This is a genomic window from Halomonas sp. IOP_31 (assembly GCF_021151495.1).
Classification (GTDB): Bacteria; Pseudomonadota; Gammaproteobacteria; order Pseudomonadales; family Halomonadaceae; genus Modicisalibacter; species Modicisalibacter zincidurans.
The window spans coordinates 26,314-40,628 of record NZ_JAIRBP010000024.1 but is presented as its reverse complement, the minus strand read 5'-3'; the positions used below and the strand labels follow the sequence as shown (position 1 = coordinate 40,628).

Annotated in this window: 15 protein-coding genes; 5 read left to right on the top strand and 10 right to left on the bottom strand. The window is 65.0% G+C overall.

Features of this window, described 5'->3' with window-relative positions:
- Positions 1 to 44 precede the first annotated feature (44 nt).
- From K7I12_RS12520 to K7I12_RS12505, 4 genes are read left to right on the top strand one after another with little or no spacing between them, the layout of a single operon-like run.
- Positions 45 to 1,076 (top strand): ABC transporter substrate-binding protein, encoded by a 1,032-nt coding sequence (locus K7I12_RS12520; protein ID WP_231664308.1) that lies wholly within the window; start codon positions 45 to 47, stop codon positions 1,074 to 1,076.
- Positions 1,076 to 1,834 carry an ABC transporter permease gene (locus K7I12_RS12515; RefSeq protein ID WP_231664307.1) on the top strand — a complete coding sequence of 253 codons (759 nt, stop codon included), beginning with the start codon at positions 1,076 to 1,078 and terminating at the stop codon, positions 1,832 to 1,834. Before K7I12_RS12520 ends, K7I12_RS12515 begins: the two co-directional genes overlap by 1 nt.
- Positions 1,822 to 2,634, top strand: a complete 813-nt coding sequence (locus K7I12_RS12510; protein ID WP_231664305.1) for an ABC transporter ATP-binding protein — start codon at positions 1,822 to 1,824, stop codon at positions 2,632 to 2,634. The genes K7I12_RS12515 and K7I12_RS12510 overlap by 13 nt, the downstream gene beginning before the upstream one ends.
- Entirely contained in the window at positions 2,631 to 2,933 is a 303-nt protein-coding gene (locus K7I12_RS12505; RefSeq protein ID WP_231664304.1) for a DsrE family protein, read from the top strand. The genes K7I12_RS12510 and K7I12_RS12505 overlap by 4 nt, the downstream gene beginning before the upstream one ends.
- 219 nt (positions 2,934 to 3,152) lie before the next feature.
- On the opposite strand, the gene K7I12_RS12500 is transcribed toward K7I12_RS12505, so the two are convergent.
- The 6 genes from K7I12_RS12500 to K7I12_RS12475 all read right to left on the bottom strand — a co-directional run bounded on the left by K7I12_RS12500 (position 3,153) and on the right by K7I12_RS12475 (position 9,235).
- The gene (locus K7I12_RS12500) at positions 3,153 to 4,172 is read right to left on the bottom strand and encodes an ABC transporter ATP-binding protein (protein ID WP_031385115.1); all 1,020 of its coding nucleotides are present in this window, start codon (positions 4,170 to 4,172) and stop codon (positions 3,153 to 3,155) included.
- 42 nt (positions 4,173 to 4,214) lie between these two features.
- The gene (locus K7I12_RS12495) at positions 4,215 to 5,723 is read right to left on the bottom strand and encodes an ABC transporter permease (RefSeq protein ID WP_231664303.1); all 1,509 of its coding nucleotides are present in this window, start codon (positions 5,721 to 5,723) and stop codon (positions 4,215 to 4,217) included.
- The gene (locus K7I12_RS12490) at positions 5,720 to 6,748 is read right to left on the bottom strand and encodes a substrate-binding domain-containing protein (protein ID WP_231664302.1); all 1,029 of its coding nucleotides are present in this window, start codon (positions 6,746 to 6,748) and stop codon (positions 5,720 to 5,722) included. The genes K7I12_RS12495 and K7I12_RS12490 overlap by 4 nt, the downstream gene beginning before the upstream one ends.
- A 1-nt stretch (position 6,749) precedes the next feature.
- Positions 6,750 to 7,511 (bottom strand): hypothetical protein, encoded by a 762-nt coding sequence (locus K7I12_RS12485; protein WP_231664301.1) that lies wholly within the window; start codon positions 7,509 to 7,511, stop codon positions 6,750 to 6,752.
- 133 nt (positions 7,512 to 7,644) lie between these two features.
- Positions 7,645 to 8,520 (bottom strand): DMT family transporter, encoded by an 876-nt coding sequence (locus K7I12_RS12480; RefSeq protein ID WP_231664300.1) that lies wholly within the window; start codon positions 8,518 to 8,520, stop codon positions 7,645 to 7,647.
- A gap of 229 nt (positions 8,521 to 8,749) precedes the next feature.
- Positions 8,750 to 9,235 (bottom strand): pyridoxamine 5'-phosphate oxidase family protein, encoded by a 486-nt coding sequence (locus K7I12_RS12475; RefSeq protein ID WP_231664299.1) that lies wholly within the window; start codon positions 9,233 to 9,235, stop codon positions 8,750 to 8,752.
- Between the two features lie 278 nt (positions 9,236 to 9,513).
- Here K7I12_RS12475 and K7I12_RS12470 point away from each other — a divergent pair, with 278 nt between their 5' ends.
- Positions 9,514 to 10,014: a hypothetical protein gene (locus tag K7I12_RS12470; RefSeq protein WP_035575402.1), complete on the top strand. Its 501-nt coding sequence runs from the start codon at positions 9,514 to 9,516 to the stop codon at positions 10,012 to 10,014.
- Positions 10,015 to 10,038: 24 nt separating this feature from the next.
- On the opposite strand, the gene K7I12_RS12465 is transcribed toward K7I12_RS12470, so the two are convergent.
- From K7I12_RS12465 to K7I12_RS12450, 4 genes are all read right to left on the bottom strand, one after another.
- Positions 10,039 to 10,809 (bottom strand): amino acid ABC transporter ATP-binding protein, encoded by a 771-nt coding sequence (locus K7I12_RS12465; RefSeq protein ID WP_031385109.1) that lies wholly within the window; start codon positions 10,807 to 10,809, stop codon positions 10,039 to 10,041.
- A 71-nt stretch (positions 10,810 to 10,880) separates the two neighbouring features.
- Positions 10,881 to 11,990 carry an amino acid ABC transporter permease gene (locus K7I12_RS12460; RefSeq protein WP_031385108.1) on the bottom strand — a complete coding sequence of 370 codons (1,110 nt, stop codon included), beginning with the start codon at positions 11,988 to 11,990 and terminating at the stop codon, positions 10,881 to 10,883.
- Between the two features lies 1 nt (position 11,991).
- Positions 11,992 to 13,182, bottom strand: coding sequence for an amino acid ABC transporter permease (locus tag K7I12_RS12455; RefSeq protein WP_031385107.1), 1,191 nt, complete (start codon positions 13,180 to 13,182; stop codon positions 11,992 to 11,994).
- Between the two features lie 74 nt (positions 13,183 to 13,256).
- Positions 13,257 to 14,285 carry an amino acid ABC transporter substrate-binding protein gene (locus K7I12_RS12450; RefSeq protein WP_031385106.1) on the bottom strand — a complete coding sequence of 343 codons (1,029 nt, stop codon included), beginning with the start codon at positions 14,283 to 14,285 and terminating at the stop codon, positions 13,257 to 13,259.
- Between the last annotated feature and the right edge of the window lie 30 nt (positions 14,286 to 14,315).

Here is a 14,315-nt window from a genome sequence, read left to right as displayed (position 1 = left end):
TATAGTCACCCTCCAGACCCGCCATTCCTCCGGAGAAAATCGCTATGCGACGCCTGCTTTGTCTGTTCTGCACGCTTGTGCTGTCCGTTACGCTGCCGTCCCTGGCGTTGGCCGAGAACGATGACACCCTCAAGGTCGGCTACATGCCGATCCTGCCGGTGGCCCAGCTGTTCGTCATGAAGGGCGCTGGCTGGACCGACGAGGCGGGGCTGAATCTCGAGCTGACACGCTTCTCCAGCGGCCCGGCAATGGTCCAGGCGCTGGCCTCGGGCAAGCTCGACGTGGTGAACTTCGGCATCGGTCCGGCGATGGTGGCCCGTGCCAACGGCGTGCCGATCAAGGTGCTGGCCGCCAGCATTGAGGAGCAGATCGGTCTGATCGCCCGCGGCGAATTCGCCGAGGCCTTCGACGGCAACGACCCGGCGGCGGCGATCGCCCGCTTCACCGAGGAATACGGTCGCAAGCCCAAGATCGCCACTTTCCCCGCCGGCTCGGTACCTTACACCGTGCTGCGCTATTGGCTGCAGGAGCAGGTCGGCGTCAGCCCCGATGCGGTCGATATCGTCACCATGGGCGCCGATCGCGTCCAACAGTCGCTGCTCGCCGGCGCAGTGGATGCCGCCTCGACCCTCGAGCCGATCCTCAGCGTGGTCCAGCAGCGTGATCCCGACGCCAAGGTGGTGGCACGCGGCAGCGACATGCTGCCCCATCAGCCCGGTGCGGTGCTGGCGGTGCGCGAATCGGTCATGAAGGATCACCCCGAGGCGATCCGCAAGCTGGTTGCGCTGCACGTGCGCGCCACTCGAATGCTCGAGGAACGGCCCGACGAAGCCGCGCCCTACGTGCGCGAGTTCGTCGGCAAGCGGCTGATCAGCGAGGATACCGTCAAGGCTGCGCTGACCTCTCCGTCGTCCAACTATCTCGCCGACCCGCACGCCATCGTCGACGCCACGCGGACCATGGCCGACTTCCAGCAACGCATCGGCAGCCTCAAGAAACCGGTCGATATCGACGCGCTGTTCGACACCTCGGTGTATGACGCGGTGATTCAGGAACTCGGCGCCGAGGCACGCTGATGCGCCTGCCCCGCCATCGACGCACCCTGCTCAGCGCCACCGGCGTCGTCGGCCTGGTGATGCTATGGGAGTTTGCGTTGCGCCTCGGTCTGCTTCCCAGCAACCTGGTGCCGTTGCCCTCGAGCATCCCCGCCGAGTTCTGGGCCGAGATTCGCGAGGGCATCTGGCTCGAGGTGGTGCTGGCCAGCCTCTCGCATTACAGCACCGGCCTGGCGATCGGCTCGCTGCTGGGCATCGCGGTGGGCGTCGGCGCGGCGCTCGAGCCCACCTTCGACGCCATCCAGAGCTGGCTGGCCCGGCTGCTGCGACCGATCCCGCCGCTGGCGTGGATCCCGTTCGCGATCATCTGGTTCGGCGTCACCGAGACCGCGGCAGCATTCATCATCAGTATCGGCGTGTTCTGGATCAACTACTTCGCCAGCTATAGCGCGGTGAGCGCGGTCGACGACGGCTACAACGAGGTCGCCCACGCCTTCGGCCAGGGGCGTTTCATGGCGCGGCTATGCAAGGTCAGCCTGCCGGCGGCGGCACCGGGCATCCTCGGTGGCCTGCGCGCCGGGCTCGGCCAGGGCTGGATGACGGTGGTCGCCGCCGAGCTGTTTGGTATCCCGGGCATCGGCCAGCGGATGATGGAGGCCTCGGGCCTACTCGCCACCAACATCGTGGTGGTTTACATGCTGACGATCGCTGCGCTCTATGCGCTGTTTGACTTCCTGTTCATGAGCGTCCAGCGGAGGATCCTGCGATGGCAGAGCTGAGCCTTTCATCGCCGGCGCCCGGCCGGCCGGTGCTGCAGGCACGTGGCGTGCGCCTGGGTTTCGCCGGCGAGATGGTGCTCGACGACGTCAGCCTCGACATCGCGCCGCGCGAGTTCGTCGCCGTGGTCGGCGCCTCGGGGGTCGGCAAGTCGACCCTGCTGCGCGCGCTGGCCGGGCTGCTAACGCCGCAACGCGGCACGGTGAACTTGTCGGCCGCCGACGAGCCGGCCACACGTCCGTGGTCGATGGTCTTCCAGGCGCCGCGACTGTTTCCGTGGCGCCAAGTACGCGCCAATGTCGAACTGGGTCTCGAGGGGCTGGGATTGTCGCGCAACGAGCGCCGCTCACGGGCCATGGAGCAGCTTGCCCTGGTAGGCCTCGAGGCGTTCGCCGAGCGCTGGCCGCGAACCCTGTCCGGTGGCCAGCAGCAGCGCGTGGGCATCGCCCGGGCGCTGGCGGTAAAACCGCGGGTGCTGTTCATGGATGAGCCGTTCTCGGCACTCGACGCCCTGACCCGCCAGCGCCTGCAGGTCGAGCTCGGCGAATTGCGCCGCCGCAGCGAGGCGGCAATCCTCTTCGTCACCCACGATATCGAGGAGGCGGTGCTGCTCGCCGATCGCGTGGTGGTGCTCAGCAAGCCCAGCGAGGACGAACCGGCACGGGTCAGCGAAATCGTTGCCGTCGACCTGCCGCTGTCAGAGCGCCGCGAACACCCGGCGTTCCGCGAACACATTCATCGGCTCGAGCGCTATATCGGCATCGACACGTCCACTTCCGACCCTCAGGAGAGTTCCTCATGAGCTCGCTACGCGTCCTCCTGCATGCCCCCACCGCCGACAGCCTGGCCCGGGCCCGGCGTAACGCCCGCAACCTGGTCAAGGTGCACGACGATGCCCAGGTGCGCATCGTCGCCAACGGCGCCGCGGTGGCCGCCGCCCTGGCCGAACCCGACCCGGTGGCCGATTCCTGGCTGCACCTGTGCCGCAACTCGCTGATCGCCCAAGGGCTCGACAACACCGCCGGCCACGAGGAGGTCGAAGCCGCGGTGGTTGCCTTGGCCGAATGGCAGGCCGAGGGCTGGAGGTATATCCACGCCTAAGCCGGCCGCCGGCCCGCGCGTTGCCGTAGCCGCCGAGTGGTTACCGACGCCAGATAGCGCTCGCGCTGGATCGCGACGATGGTCTCGGCAAGCTCGTTGAGCTGCTCGGGGCGACATAGGTTAGTGGCAAGCCGCGGATGCTTTTAAGGAATCATTGTTCATCCTTTTATTCGATTAACCACTATCTGCGATTGTCGGTGTCCGGCTCGGCAGCCTGGATTACTGTGCCGCAAACATCGCCAGCGGATGGCGGGCGACGATGCGGGCCGCGACTCGCTCACCCGCCAGCAGCGGGCATTCGTGATTCTGACGACTCTTGAGTACGGTGCCGTCGTCGAGCGTGACCCCGAACAGACGCTGCTCGCCCTCGTAGCGCATCCAGTCGATGCAGGCGTTTCCCGGGGCGGCCGGCGCCAGGCCGATGTCGTCCGGACGCACCAGCAAATCGACGCACTCCATCGACTCTTTCGGCCCGTCCTTGGCAGTGACGGGCAGCTTGCCCAGCACGGTCTGCACCGTCTCGCCGCAGCGCCGCCCGGGCAGGAAGGCCGCATCGCCGAGAAAGGTAGCCACGAACCGATCGGCCGGCTCACGAAAGCATGCTTCGGGGGTGCCAATCTGTGCCAGCCGACCGGCCTGCATGATGCCTACCCGGTCACCGACCGAGAGCGCCTCGGCCTGGTCGTGGGTCACCCAGATGGCAGGCACGTTCGCTGTCTTCAGCGCATCGCGGATCACATAGCGCAGGCTGTCCTTGAGCGCGGCATCCAGATTGGACAGCGGCTCGTCGAGCAGCACCAGGGAAGGCGAGTGCGCCAGCGCGCGAGCCAGCGCTACCCGCTGCTTCTGGCCGCCCGAGAGCGTCTCCGGCATGGCCTTGCGCAGCGTTTCGATGCCCAGCACCGCTAGCCAGTAGTCGACGGGCTGGCGCCGTTTGACGCGAAAGCCGATGTTCTGCTCGACATTCAAGTGCGGGAACAGCGCGAAATCCTGGAATACCATGCCGATACCGCGTTTTTCCGGGACCACGAAACGGTGCTTGTCGATCTGCATGCCAGCCAGTGTCAACGAGCCCTCGCTGAGCGGCTCCAGCCCGGCGATAGCGCGCAGAGTCGTCGACTTGCCGCATCCGGTGGGACCGACCAGGGTTAAAATCTCCCCGTCGCCAAGGGTCAGGTCGAGCCCGCTGACAACACTTGTCTGTCCATAACACACGCCCATGTTTCGCAGTGTCAGCATCGTCTCGTTACCTGAACGCCTGAATGGATTCGAGCCTGGCGGCTAGCGGGAGTGACGCCGGGACAGACGCCCCTCGCCCAGCACCATCATCATCACCGCCACGGCCGAGACCAGCATCAACAACAGACCGGGAATCGCCCCACGCCCGAAGTAACCGGCCTCATAGGTACGCCATAGATAGGTACCGATGGTCTCGAACCCGGTGGGACGCAACATCAGCGTGGCGGGCAGTTCGCGCATTGCCTCCAGAAACACCAGTGCCGCGCCAGCGACCAGCCCCGGCAGGCTCAGCGGCAGACTGATCCGCCGGAACACCTCGAAGGACGAGGCACCCAGACTGCGCGCCGCGCCGGTCAGGTCGTTGTTACGCCGAGCCAGCGTCGCGCGTACGGCACCCACCGCCAGCGGCAGGAAGCGGATCACGTAGGCGACCACCAGCAGCGTCACGGTCTGATAGAGAAAGCTCAGCTGCAAGCCCAGATATACCAGTGCGGTGCCCAGCACGATACCCGGGATGCCGAAGCCAAGATAGGTGATGCGCTCGAACAGTCGTCCAAGCCGCCCTGCCGAGGCTGCAAAGGCGACCGGCAGGGCCACCAGGACGGTCGCCACGGCGGCCAGCAGCGAGACATACACGGAATTCAGCAAGTAGCCGGGATCGAAGCCGACGGCCCCGTCGCGGACCAGCCAGAGAGTGAAGATCGCCACCGGCAAGACCAGCGCCGCAAGCACGATCACGCTGGCGGCGACCAGACAAAGCGCCTTGATCGCACCGGGCAACTTGAGGGTCATTGTCCTGCCGGGGCGTTCGCGCGACGCCCTGAGCCGTGACTCGAGCAACAGGATCAGCGCGACAAAACCCAGCAGCTGCAACGACAGCAATGCCGCCCGATCGAGACCGAAGGCGTTGTACTCGACGAAGATCACCCGGGTGAAGGTATCCAGTTGAAGAAGCGCCGGCGTGCCGAAATCCGAGAGCGTGTACAACGCCACCAGCAGCGCACCCGCAGCTATGCCGTTACGTACGCGAGGCAAGACCACTTTCCACAATGCCATGGGCAGCGGCATGCCCAACGTGCGCGCCGCCTCGAGCACGCTGACGTCCAGCCCGGCCAGCGCCGCCCGGGTGCTGAGCAGCACGAAAGGAAAGGTATACAGGGTCATCACCAAGGTGGCACCCGCCAGTCCCTTGACCGGCGGCAGCGGCAACCCGCTGAGCACACTCAACTCGCCTCCCGGACCAAAGGCAGCGAAGAACGCGAACGCGCCGAGATAGCTGGGCACCGCCAGCGGCGCGGAAAGCGTCGCCACCCAGAAACGTCGCCCCGGAAGGTCGGCATAACTGGTGACCAACGCCAACGGCACGCCGATCGCCACGGAGCCCAGCACCGTCAGCAGCGCCAGCGCCAGGGAATTGACGGTGATGGCCGCGATCTGCCCAGCCAAGTCGACATCCGCACTCAGGCTCAACATGAACAGCACCGCCACCGGGGCCAGGATCACCGCCGCGACAAGCCCGCTCAGCCATACATTGACCCGCGATGGCGTCACAGCACACCGGCTTCGCGCATCAGCGCCAACGTTGGCCGCAGGTCAGCCAGCTGCGAAAGTTCCACCTGGGGAGGATTAATATCGCTCATCGGCGGCAGTCCAGCGGGCATCGCCACACCTTTGACCATCGGCAATTCGAAGGCTTCCTCGGCCAGAAACCGCTGCGCCTGCTGAGTTTGCAGATAACGCACCAGGCCGGCGGCGGCAGGATTGTCGCTCAACAGTGCCACGCCCGAGGCATTGACCAGCGAGCCTGCATCGCCGTCGGTGAAGCCCAGGGCCACCGAGGCCGACGGCTTGCCCTGTTTGAGACGCAGCGTGTAATAGTGATTGGCGAAACCCGCATCGATCTCGCCACGCTCCACCGCCATTACCACGCCGAACTCGCCAGCATAGCTGGTGGCCCGCTGCTTGACCCCCCGTAGCCACTCACGGGTGCGCTGTTCGCCCTCGAGCAAGCGCATCGCCGTCAGAAACGACTGAAAGGCACCGTAGGCCGGTGCCCAACCGAGTTTCAGGTCGCTGTCGGCGAAGGCCATGATGTCGTCGGGCAGCCGCTCGGCCGTGACACGCTGGGGATTGAAGGGCAGCGTACGGATGCGTCCGGAGATCGGCACCCAGGCGTCAGCACTAAACGGCTCGCGGACCGGCGCACGCAAGGCCTCGGGCACCGCTCGCGCCATCCCCTGGTCGACGACCAGTCCCAGCGAACTGGCATCGATCGACCAGAAGGCATCCGCCCGCTGCACACCGGCCTGATGTTCGGCGACCAAGGTGTTGGCCAGCGACGCCGATGGCCCGCGCCGGACGTTGAGATCCAGTTGCGGGTTGCGCTTACGGATTGCCTCGATGAGCGTCTCGTACAGCCCCCCTTCACCGCGTCCCAGATAGAGGGTCAGGCTACCCTTCAGCTCGGGCAAGGCGTCGACCGAGAGTGCCTGGGCCTCCTGGGAGGCTGCCAAGACCCGCGCCGGGCCCAGCAACCCCAATGCCAGGCCCGATTTCAGCAAGGTTCGCCTGTCCATGTCAAAAGACCTCGACCGTTTCCTGTCCGGCAAGCAATTCGCGGCTCTGATCGAGCCGCGCCTTCATCGATTTTACCAGCGTGGCGACCTGCTCGTCCTTGCCGCTCTCCATGGCATTCGGCAAGCTCGCGTTGAAGTCTTCCTCGAGCCCTTCGACCAGCTCGGGATCGAGCTCGATCAGTCCACCCTCGAGGCCCTCGAAACGCTGCATGTAGGCGTCACTGACCAGCGTCTTGGCCTCGTCGATTTCGCCTTCGTAATACTCGCCCAGCGCCTCATCGAGCGCCTCCTTGATAGCCGTGATCGGCGTCTTGCCACTCTCAGCCGAGCCCTCCTGGGGTTGCCCGGCGGCTTTGGTCGTCGCCAGTCGCAAGGCACCGAGGCCCTGCCACAACGTGGCCCGCACACGGTCCGCGGCGCCTTCCACCGCCGACGGCGCCGCCGAGTCGTCCAGCGTGTTCTCGAGTTGACCTATGGCCTGCCAGATGACCGGATACAACGGCTTGGCGCTGTCTTCCACGGCCTCGTGATACTCGACGCTCTCCCACTGCTGCTTGAAGGTCGCCAGTTCGTCGCCGGCTTGCGTATCGGCACGGTAGGACTCGACGAGGCTGCTCAGCGCCGCGTCGAGGGACTCGACATCGTCCTGATAGCCGCTCATCGTTCCATTCGCCTGGGCCGTACCGACGACGGCACCCAGGACAAGGCCCATCGCCGACTGGCTACACACCTTGAGCCACCCCGTATTGTGTCGCTGTGTCATGCTTCACTCCTGTCTGTGTTGTCGTTGCAGTTGGCACGGCATGAATCATCATGCGGTGAAATATCTTATAACAATGATTATTATTAACTTCCAGCTTTGACACAACTTTCTTGTCGCCGCTAGCACCCGACGTTCATGTCGAGGGGCGCGCCTTGATCGCCACCCGGCGCTCATGCACGGCGATCGCCACACCGCTGGCGATGATCACCCCCGCACCGACGAATACCCAGACGTCCGGCACCTCGCCCCACAGCCACCAGCCGAGCAGTACCGCCCAGACCATCGCCGTGTAATCGAAAGGGGCAGCCAGCGCTGCCGGTGCGTAACGAAAGGCCAGGGTGATGCACGAAATCGCGCCCACGCCGAGCACTCCCGCGGCGATGAAACCCAGCCAATGCAGCCCGTGCGGCGTCCGCCAGACGCCGGGCAGCAGGGCGGCGCTGACCAGCATCGGCACCAGCGTGGCGTAGAAGACCATCGCCCACAGCCGCTCCTTGCCGCCATAGAGCCGCGCGGTGATCATCATCAGCGCGTAGCACACCGCCGCGCCGACGACGATCAGCGCGCCCCACTGAAAGCCCGCCGCGCCGGGCCGCACCACGATCAGCACGCCGCCGAAACCGATCAGTGACGCGACGAACGGTACCGCCTCGACACGCTCCTTGAGCAGCGGCCCCGAAAGGAGAGTGACGAACAGCGGCGCGGCGAAGGCGATCGCCGTGGTCTCGGCGAGCGGCAGCAGGGTCAGCCCGGTGACGAAGAAGAACATGGTGCCGGTGAAGATCAGCCCACGCAGCAGGTGCACGCCCGGGCGATGCGTCTTGAGCGAGGCCCAGCCGCCATTGAAGCGTGCCAGCAGAGCGATCAGCGGCAGCGAGACCAGCGTGCGAAAGAAGATGATCTGGATCGGGTCGAAGCTGCCACCCAGCCATTTCGAGATCGCATCGCCCAGCGCCAGGCACAGCACGCCCGCGCACATGATCAGGATTCCCAGCAGCGACGAGGACATGGCACTCTCCACGAAGGGCGATCCACGACGGACGATGACGTGGCGACACCCAGCGTCAGCCGCCATCGCCATGCAACAACCGGGCGTATCGCCGAATGACGGTTACCGGCCGAGCGACCGGCCCCCGAGCATAGCCGAAAGCGCAGCGCACCGCGATGGTGCATGCCGATCAACAAAAACGCCCGGCTACAAAGCCGGGCGTGGGGGATGACGCTGCGGGTCGCTAGAATCAGCCGAACTTCTCGTTCTCGCCCATATCGGGCTGGCTGCCCTTCTTGACGTTGGCCTTGGCGACCTCGTAGAGCTGGAACACCTTGCTCTCGCGGGCCTTCCAGTGCTCGCCGAACGCGACCTTGATCTCCATCAGCGTCAGGTCGGGATCGTCCTTGCCGTCGGCAAACCAGGCGGCGACGAACGGATTCCAGTACTTGTCGATCAACGCGCGATCGTCGTTGAGCCGCGCCGTGCCGGACAGCGAGACATACACGCCCTCCTCCTGGTCGGAAAAGCTGAGGCACACGTCCTGGTCGGCCTGGGTCTCGAAGACCTTCTCGGCGCTGCGCCGGGTGTAGAACCACAGCGTGCCGTCGTAGGCGTCCTGGACCAGATGCATCGGCCGGGCGCGCGGCTGCGGGCCGTCCAGCGTCACCAGCATGCCGACCTTGATGTCGCTGATCAGTTTCCAGATCTTCTGCTTGTGCTCGGGGCTCGACATCGAACGCCTCCTTCCCGGTGGATAGCGGAACGCCCGGGCTCGCGACGCTCCTTGGCTCCTTGCACCGCTGAGCCTAGTCCCGCGAATGCTGCGTGGCAAACATCGCAGACGCTATGCTGCAAGCGACGCCACCAGGAGACCGCCATGCCCGATCTCGAACGCCTGAAAGGCGTTTCTCTCCCTTCATGCTTAGCTGTTAGTATCGGTTAACCGGCAAGGACTGCCGAAAAGCGACCGCGCCGTCATGCGTGAAGATTCAATCGGAGAGAAACAGCACGATGCGCAATTTTTTGCTTCTGCGCCGCCCGCTGCCGCGGCGCACCCTGGTGTTCTGCCACGTGGTGGCCCAACTCACGCTGGTGATCGCCGGACTCGCCTGGCTGGCGATGCGCAGCCCGTTGCTGGCCGGCGGCTCGTGGGCCGAGCGCTGGCCGACGCTGGTGCTGGATACCGGCCTGTGGCTGCTGGCGCTGGTCGGCCTGCGGCTGCTCGCCGAGCTGTTGATGCTGCCCTACCATCTCGCCGGCTTGCGCCAAGGCCCAGGCGCCGTGGTGACGCGCGCCTTCGACCGGCGACCGGCGATTCACGACCCCGACAGCGCCTGGGTCAGCGAGGCCAGGCCCGCAACCGAGCCCGCCATCCTGGACGAGGAAGCCGTCGGCAATGTCCGGGTCGTTCAGCCTCGTCGCCCCTTCTCGGCGCGCCAGGCGCTGGACGAGGAAGGCAAGGCATCGCGCAGCAACAAGGGCGCCCCGTCCCGCCAGGAGCCCAGCCTGTAGCGATGGGTGTGGCGCGGTGCGACGTCAGTGACCGAGGATCTGGCTGAGGAACAGCTGGGTGCGCTCGGATTGCGGATTGTTGAAGAACGTCTCGGGCGGCGCCTGCTCGATGATCTGGCCCTGGTCCATGAAGATCACCCGGTCGGCGACGGTCTTGGCGAAGCCCATCTCGTGGGTCACGCAGAGCATGGTCATGCCCTCATGGGCCAGTTCGACCATGACGTCGAGCACCTCCTTGATCATCTCCGGGTCGAGCGCCGAGGTCGGCTCGTCGAACAGCATCACCTCGGGGCGCATGCACAGCGCGCGAGCGATCGCCACGCGCTGCTGCTGGCCGCCGGACAGCTGGCCCGGATATTTCTTGGCCTGATCGGCGATCTGTACCCGCTCGAGGTATTTCATGGCGCTCTTCTCGGCCTCGCGGCGCGGCTGTCTCTGCACCCAGACCTGCGCCAGGCAGCAGTTCTCGAGCACCGTGAGATGCGGAAATAGATTGAAGTGCTGGAACACCATGCCCACCTGGCGGCGGATCTGCTCGATGCGCTTGATGTCCTGAGTCATGTGCACGCCACCGACGAGGATATCACCCTGCTGGTGAGCCTCGAGGTGGTTGATGCAGCGGATCAGCGTCGACTTGCCGGACCCCGAGGGCCCGCAGATGACGATCCGCTCGCCACGCTTGACGGTCAGGTCGATATCGCGCAGCACGTGGAAATCGCCGTACCACTTGTTGAGCTGCTGGATCTCGATCATCGGCTCGGTGCCGTTGTCCTTTGAGGCAGTTGCTTCGCTCATGCAGGTGCTTCCTGAAATGGATTGTCTTGTTGTATGTCCATGCGGCGCCTTGAGATGACGACTGGCCGATGCTAATGCCCGGTGTGCAGCCGGCGCTCGATGTATTGGCTGTAGCGCGACATGCCAAAGCAGAAGATCCAGAACACCAGCGCCGCGAACACATAGCCTTCCATCGCGAAGCCCAGCCAGTTGGTGTCGGTCAGCCCCGCGCGGATAATCGCCAGCAGGTCGAACAGGCCGATGATCAGCACCAGCGAAGTATCCTTGAACAGCGCGATGAAGGTGTTGACGATGCCGGGAATGACCAGTTTCAGCGCCTGCGGCAGGATGATCAGCGCCATACGCCGCCAGTAGCCCAGACCCAGCGCCTGGCCGGCCTCGTTCTGGCCTTTGTCGATCGCCTGCAGGCCGCCGCGGACCACCTCCGCCATGTAGGCGCTCCAGAAGAACATGATGCCGATCAGCGCACGCAGCAGCTTGTCGAATTCGATCTCCGACGGCACGAACAGCGGCAACATCACCGAGGCCATGAACAGCACGGTGATCAGCGGCACACCGCGCCAGAACTCGATGAAGATCACGCTCACGCCCTTGATCAGCGGCATTTTCGAGCGCCGGCCGAGCGCCAGCAGCACACCCAGCGGCAGGGAGCCGACGATGCCCACCGTGGCGATGGTCAGCGTCAGCATCAGCCCGCCCCATTCGCGGGTCGGTACGTACAGCAGCCCGAAGCTGCCGCCGAGGAGCAGGAAATAGGCGATGACCGGAAAACCGACCAGAGTGAACAGCCCCACCCAACGCTTGACCGGCAAGCGCGGGATCGCCAGCCAGGCGATCAGCAGCGCCATCAAGGCGAACACGATATCGACCCGCCAACGCGCCACGTCCGGGTAGAAGCCGTAGACGATCGACTCGAAGCGCGCCGAGATGAACACCCAGCAGGCGCCGTCGCCGCTGCAGTCCTCGCGGGTGGTGCCGAGCCAGTCGGCGTCAAACAAGCTCCACTCCAGAAACGGCCAGATCAACCGAACCAACAACACGATGGTGACGACCGAGACGATCGAGTTGACGGGACTGGAGAACAGGTTGGCACGCAGCCAGCCGACCAGACCTCGGCTCTGGTTGGGCGGTTGGCGGGCCTCGATCATTGGGGTACGGACGGGATTGATAGTCGAGGCCATCTCAACGCTCCTTGAGCAGCGTGCGCGCGTTATAGATGTTCATCAGCAGCGATACCATCAGACTGATGAGCAGATACACGGCCATGGTCATGGCGATGATCTCGATCGCCTGGCCAGTCTGGTTGAGCGTGGTGCCGGCGAATACCGCGACGATATCGGGATAGCCGATGGCGGTGGCCAGCGACGAATTCTTGATCAGGTTCAGGTACTGGCTGGTCAACTGCGGCACGATAACGCGCATTGCCTGGGGAATCACGACCTTGCGCAGCGCGATCCCCCCCGGCAGGCTCAGCGAGTGCGCGGCCTCGGTCTGGCCGTGGGGTACTGACTGGATGCCCGAACGCACGATCTCGGCGATGAACGCCGCGGTATAGACTGACAATGCCAGCCATAGCGCCATCAGTTCCGGCATGACGTTGATGCCGCCGCGAAAGTTGAAGCCGGTCATCTCGGGCATCGACCATTCCAGCGGCATGCCGGTGGTCACGAACACGATCAACGGCAAACCGACGATGATCGCCGCGCCCAACCAATAGACGGGCAGCGCCTTGCCGGTGGCGGCCTGACGCTTGCGCGCGAAGATCCCCAGCGCCACGGCGGCGACGATCGCCACCAGCAACGCCCAGGGCGTGGCGGCGAAGCCCTCCAGGGGCTGCGGGGCCGGCATCACCAGGCCACGCACGTTGAAATACAAAGCCTCGAACAACGACAGGCTCTGCCGTGGCGAGGGCAGCGAGCGCAAAACCGCAAAATACCAGAACAGGATCTGTACCAGCAGCGGTATGTTGCGGAACACTTCGACGTAGATCGCCGCCAGCTTGGCCAGCAGCCAGTTGGGCGAGAGCCGGGCGATGCCCACCGTGAAGCCGATGATCGTCGCGGCAATGATGCCCAGCGCCGAGACCAGCAGCGTGTTGAGCAGTCCGATGACGAAGGTGCGGCCGTAGGAATCGTCGCTGGAATAGTCGATCGGCGTCTGTGGAATCGAGAAGCCCGCACGCTCGCCGAGGAAGTCGAAGCCGGTACGGATGCCGCGCGCCTCGAGGTTGGCCAGCGTATTGTGGACCAAAAAGCCAATGACGACAGCCAGCCCCACGAACAGCGCGATCTGCACCATCAGGGCGCGGATGGCCGGATCACGCCACAGGGGACCACGCCCGCGGCGGGAGGTGGAAGTGGATGGACGCAACATGGAATGTCTCTACTTCGGGCAGAATAAATGCACCGCACGCTCACGGCGTGCGGTGCGAGGACATCACGTCGCGCTTAGCGAATCGGCGGAGCGTACTGGATGCCGCCGTCCGTCCACAGGGCGTTGATGCCGCGCTCGATCTCCAGCGGCGAATCGGCGCCCACGGTCTTGGCGTAGATCTCGCCGTAGTTGCCCACCAGCTTGATGATGTTGTAAGCCCAGTCGTTGCTCAGGCCGAGCTGCTCGCCGTAGCGACCGTCGGTACCCAGCAGGCGCGCGACATCGGGATTCGGCGGGTTGGCCTTCATGTCGTCGACGTTCTCGCTGGTCACGCCCAGTTCCTCGGCGTTGAGCATGGCGAACAGCGACCACTTGACGATATCGAACCACTGATCGTCGCCCTGGCGCACCACGGGGCCTAGCGGCTCCTTGGAGATACGCTCGGGAAGGATCTTGACGCTGGACGGGTCCTGGAGCTGCAGACGCAGCGCGGCGAGCTGCGAGGAATCGGAAGTCAGTACGTCGCAGCGGCCGCTGTCGAAGCCCTGCGCGGTCTGGTCGGTGGTGTCGAAAGCGACCTGCTGGAATTGCATGTCGTTGGCCTTGAAGTAATCGGCCATGTTGAGTTCGGTGGTGGTGCCGGACTGCACACAGATCGAGGCGCCGTCGAGCTCGGTGGCGCTGTTGATGCCCAGCTCCTTGCGGATCAAAAAGCCCTGGCCGTCGTAGAAGCTGGTACCGGCGAAGTTCAGACCCAGGGAGTTGTCGCGGGTCGCGGTCCAGGTCGTGTTGCGCGACAGTACGTCGATTTCGCCGGATTGCAGCGCGGTGAAGCGCTCCTTGGCGGTCAGCGGAGTGAAGCTCACGGCCTGTGGATCGCCGAATACGGCGGCCGCAACGCCGCGACAGACTTCCACGTCGAGCCCCTGCCAGTTGCCGTTCTCGTCCGGTGCGGAGAAACCGGGCAGACCGGTACTCACGCCGCAGCGGAACTCGCCGTTACTCTTGACGTCGTCGAGCATGGCCGCCTGGGCCTGGGAGGCCACGGAGGCAGCCAGCACGGCGGCAGACAGCAGTAACAGGCTCTTGTTCTTGTGTCGCATAGTGGAATCGACTCCCTTGCGTTGTCATTT

What these genes read in the sequence shown, in the direction of transcription:
- K7I12_RS12520 (WP_231664308.1), top strand. Translation starts at nt 45, where the DNA reads ATGCGACGCCTGCTTTGTCTGTTCTGCACGCTTGTGCTGTCCGTTACG.
- K7I12_RS12515 (WP_231664307.1), top strand. Translation starts at nt 1,076, where the DNA reads ATGCGCCTGCCCCGCCATCGACGCACCCTGCTCAGCGCCACCGGCGTC.
- K7I12_RS12510 (WP_231664305.1), top strand. Translation starts at nt 1,822, where the DNA reads ATGGCAGAGCTGAGCCTTTCATCGCCGGCGCCCGGCCGGCCGGTGCTG.
- K7I12_RS12505 (WP_231664304.1), top strand. Translation starts at nt 2,631, where the DNA reads ATGAGCTCGCTACGCGTCCTCCTGCATGCCCCCACCGCCGACAGCCTG.
- K7I12_RS12500 (WP_031385115.1), bottom strand. Translation starts at nt 4,172, where the DNA reads ATGCTGACACTGCGAAACATGGGCGTGTGTTATGGACAGACAAGTGTT.
- K7I12_RS12490 (WP_231664302.1), bottom strand. Translation starts at nt 6,748, where the DNA reads ATGGACAGGCGAACCTTGCTGAAATCGGGCCTGGCATTGGGGTTGCTG.
- K7I12_RS12485 (WP_231664301.1), bottom strand. Translation starts at nt 7,511, where the DNA reads ATGACACAGCGACACAATACGGGGTGGCTCAAGGTGTGTAGCCAGTCG.
- K7I12_RS12480 (WP_231664300.1), bottom strand. Translation starts at nt 8,520, where the DNA reads ATGTCCTCGTCGCTGCTGGGAATCCTGATCATGTGCGCGGGCGTGCTG.
- K7I12_RS12475 (WP_231664299.1), bottom strand. Translation starts at nt 9,235, where the DNA reads ATGTCGAGCCCCGAGCACAAGCAGAAGATCTGGAAACTGATCAGCGAC.
- K7I12_RS12470 (WP_035575402.1), top strand. Translation starts at nt 9,514, where the DNA reads ATGCGCAATTTTTTGCTTCTGCGCCGCCCGCTGCCGCGGCGCACCCTG.
- K7I12_RS12465 (WP_031385109.1), bottom strand. Translation starts at nt 10,809, where the DNA reads ATGAGCGAAGCAACTGCCTCAAAGGACAACGGCACCGAGCCGATGATC.
- K7I12_RS12460 (WP_031385108.1), bottom strand. Translation starts at nt 11,990, where the DNA reads ATGGCCTCGACTATCAATCCCGTCCGTACCCCAATGATCGAGGCCCGC.
- K7I12_RS12455 (WP_031385107.1), bottom strand. Translation starts at nt 13,182, where the DNA reads ATGTTGCGTCCATCCACTTCCACCTCCCGCCGCGGGCGTGGTCCCCTG.
- K7I12_RS12450 (WP_031385106.1), bottom strand. Translation starts at nt 14,285, where the DNA reads ATGCGACACAAGAACAAGAGCCTGTTACTGCTGTCTGCCGCCGTGCTG.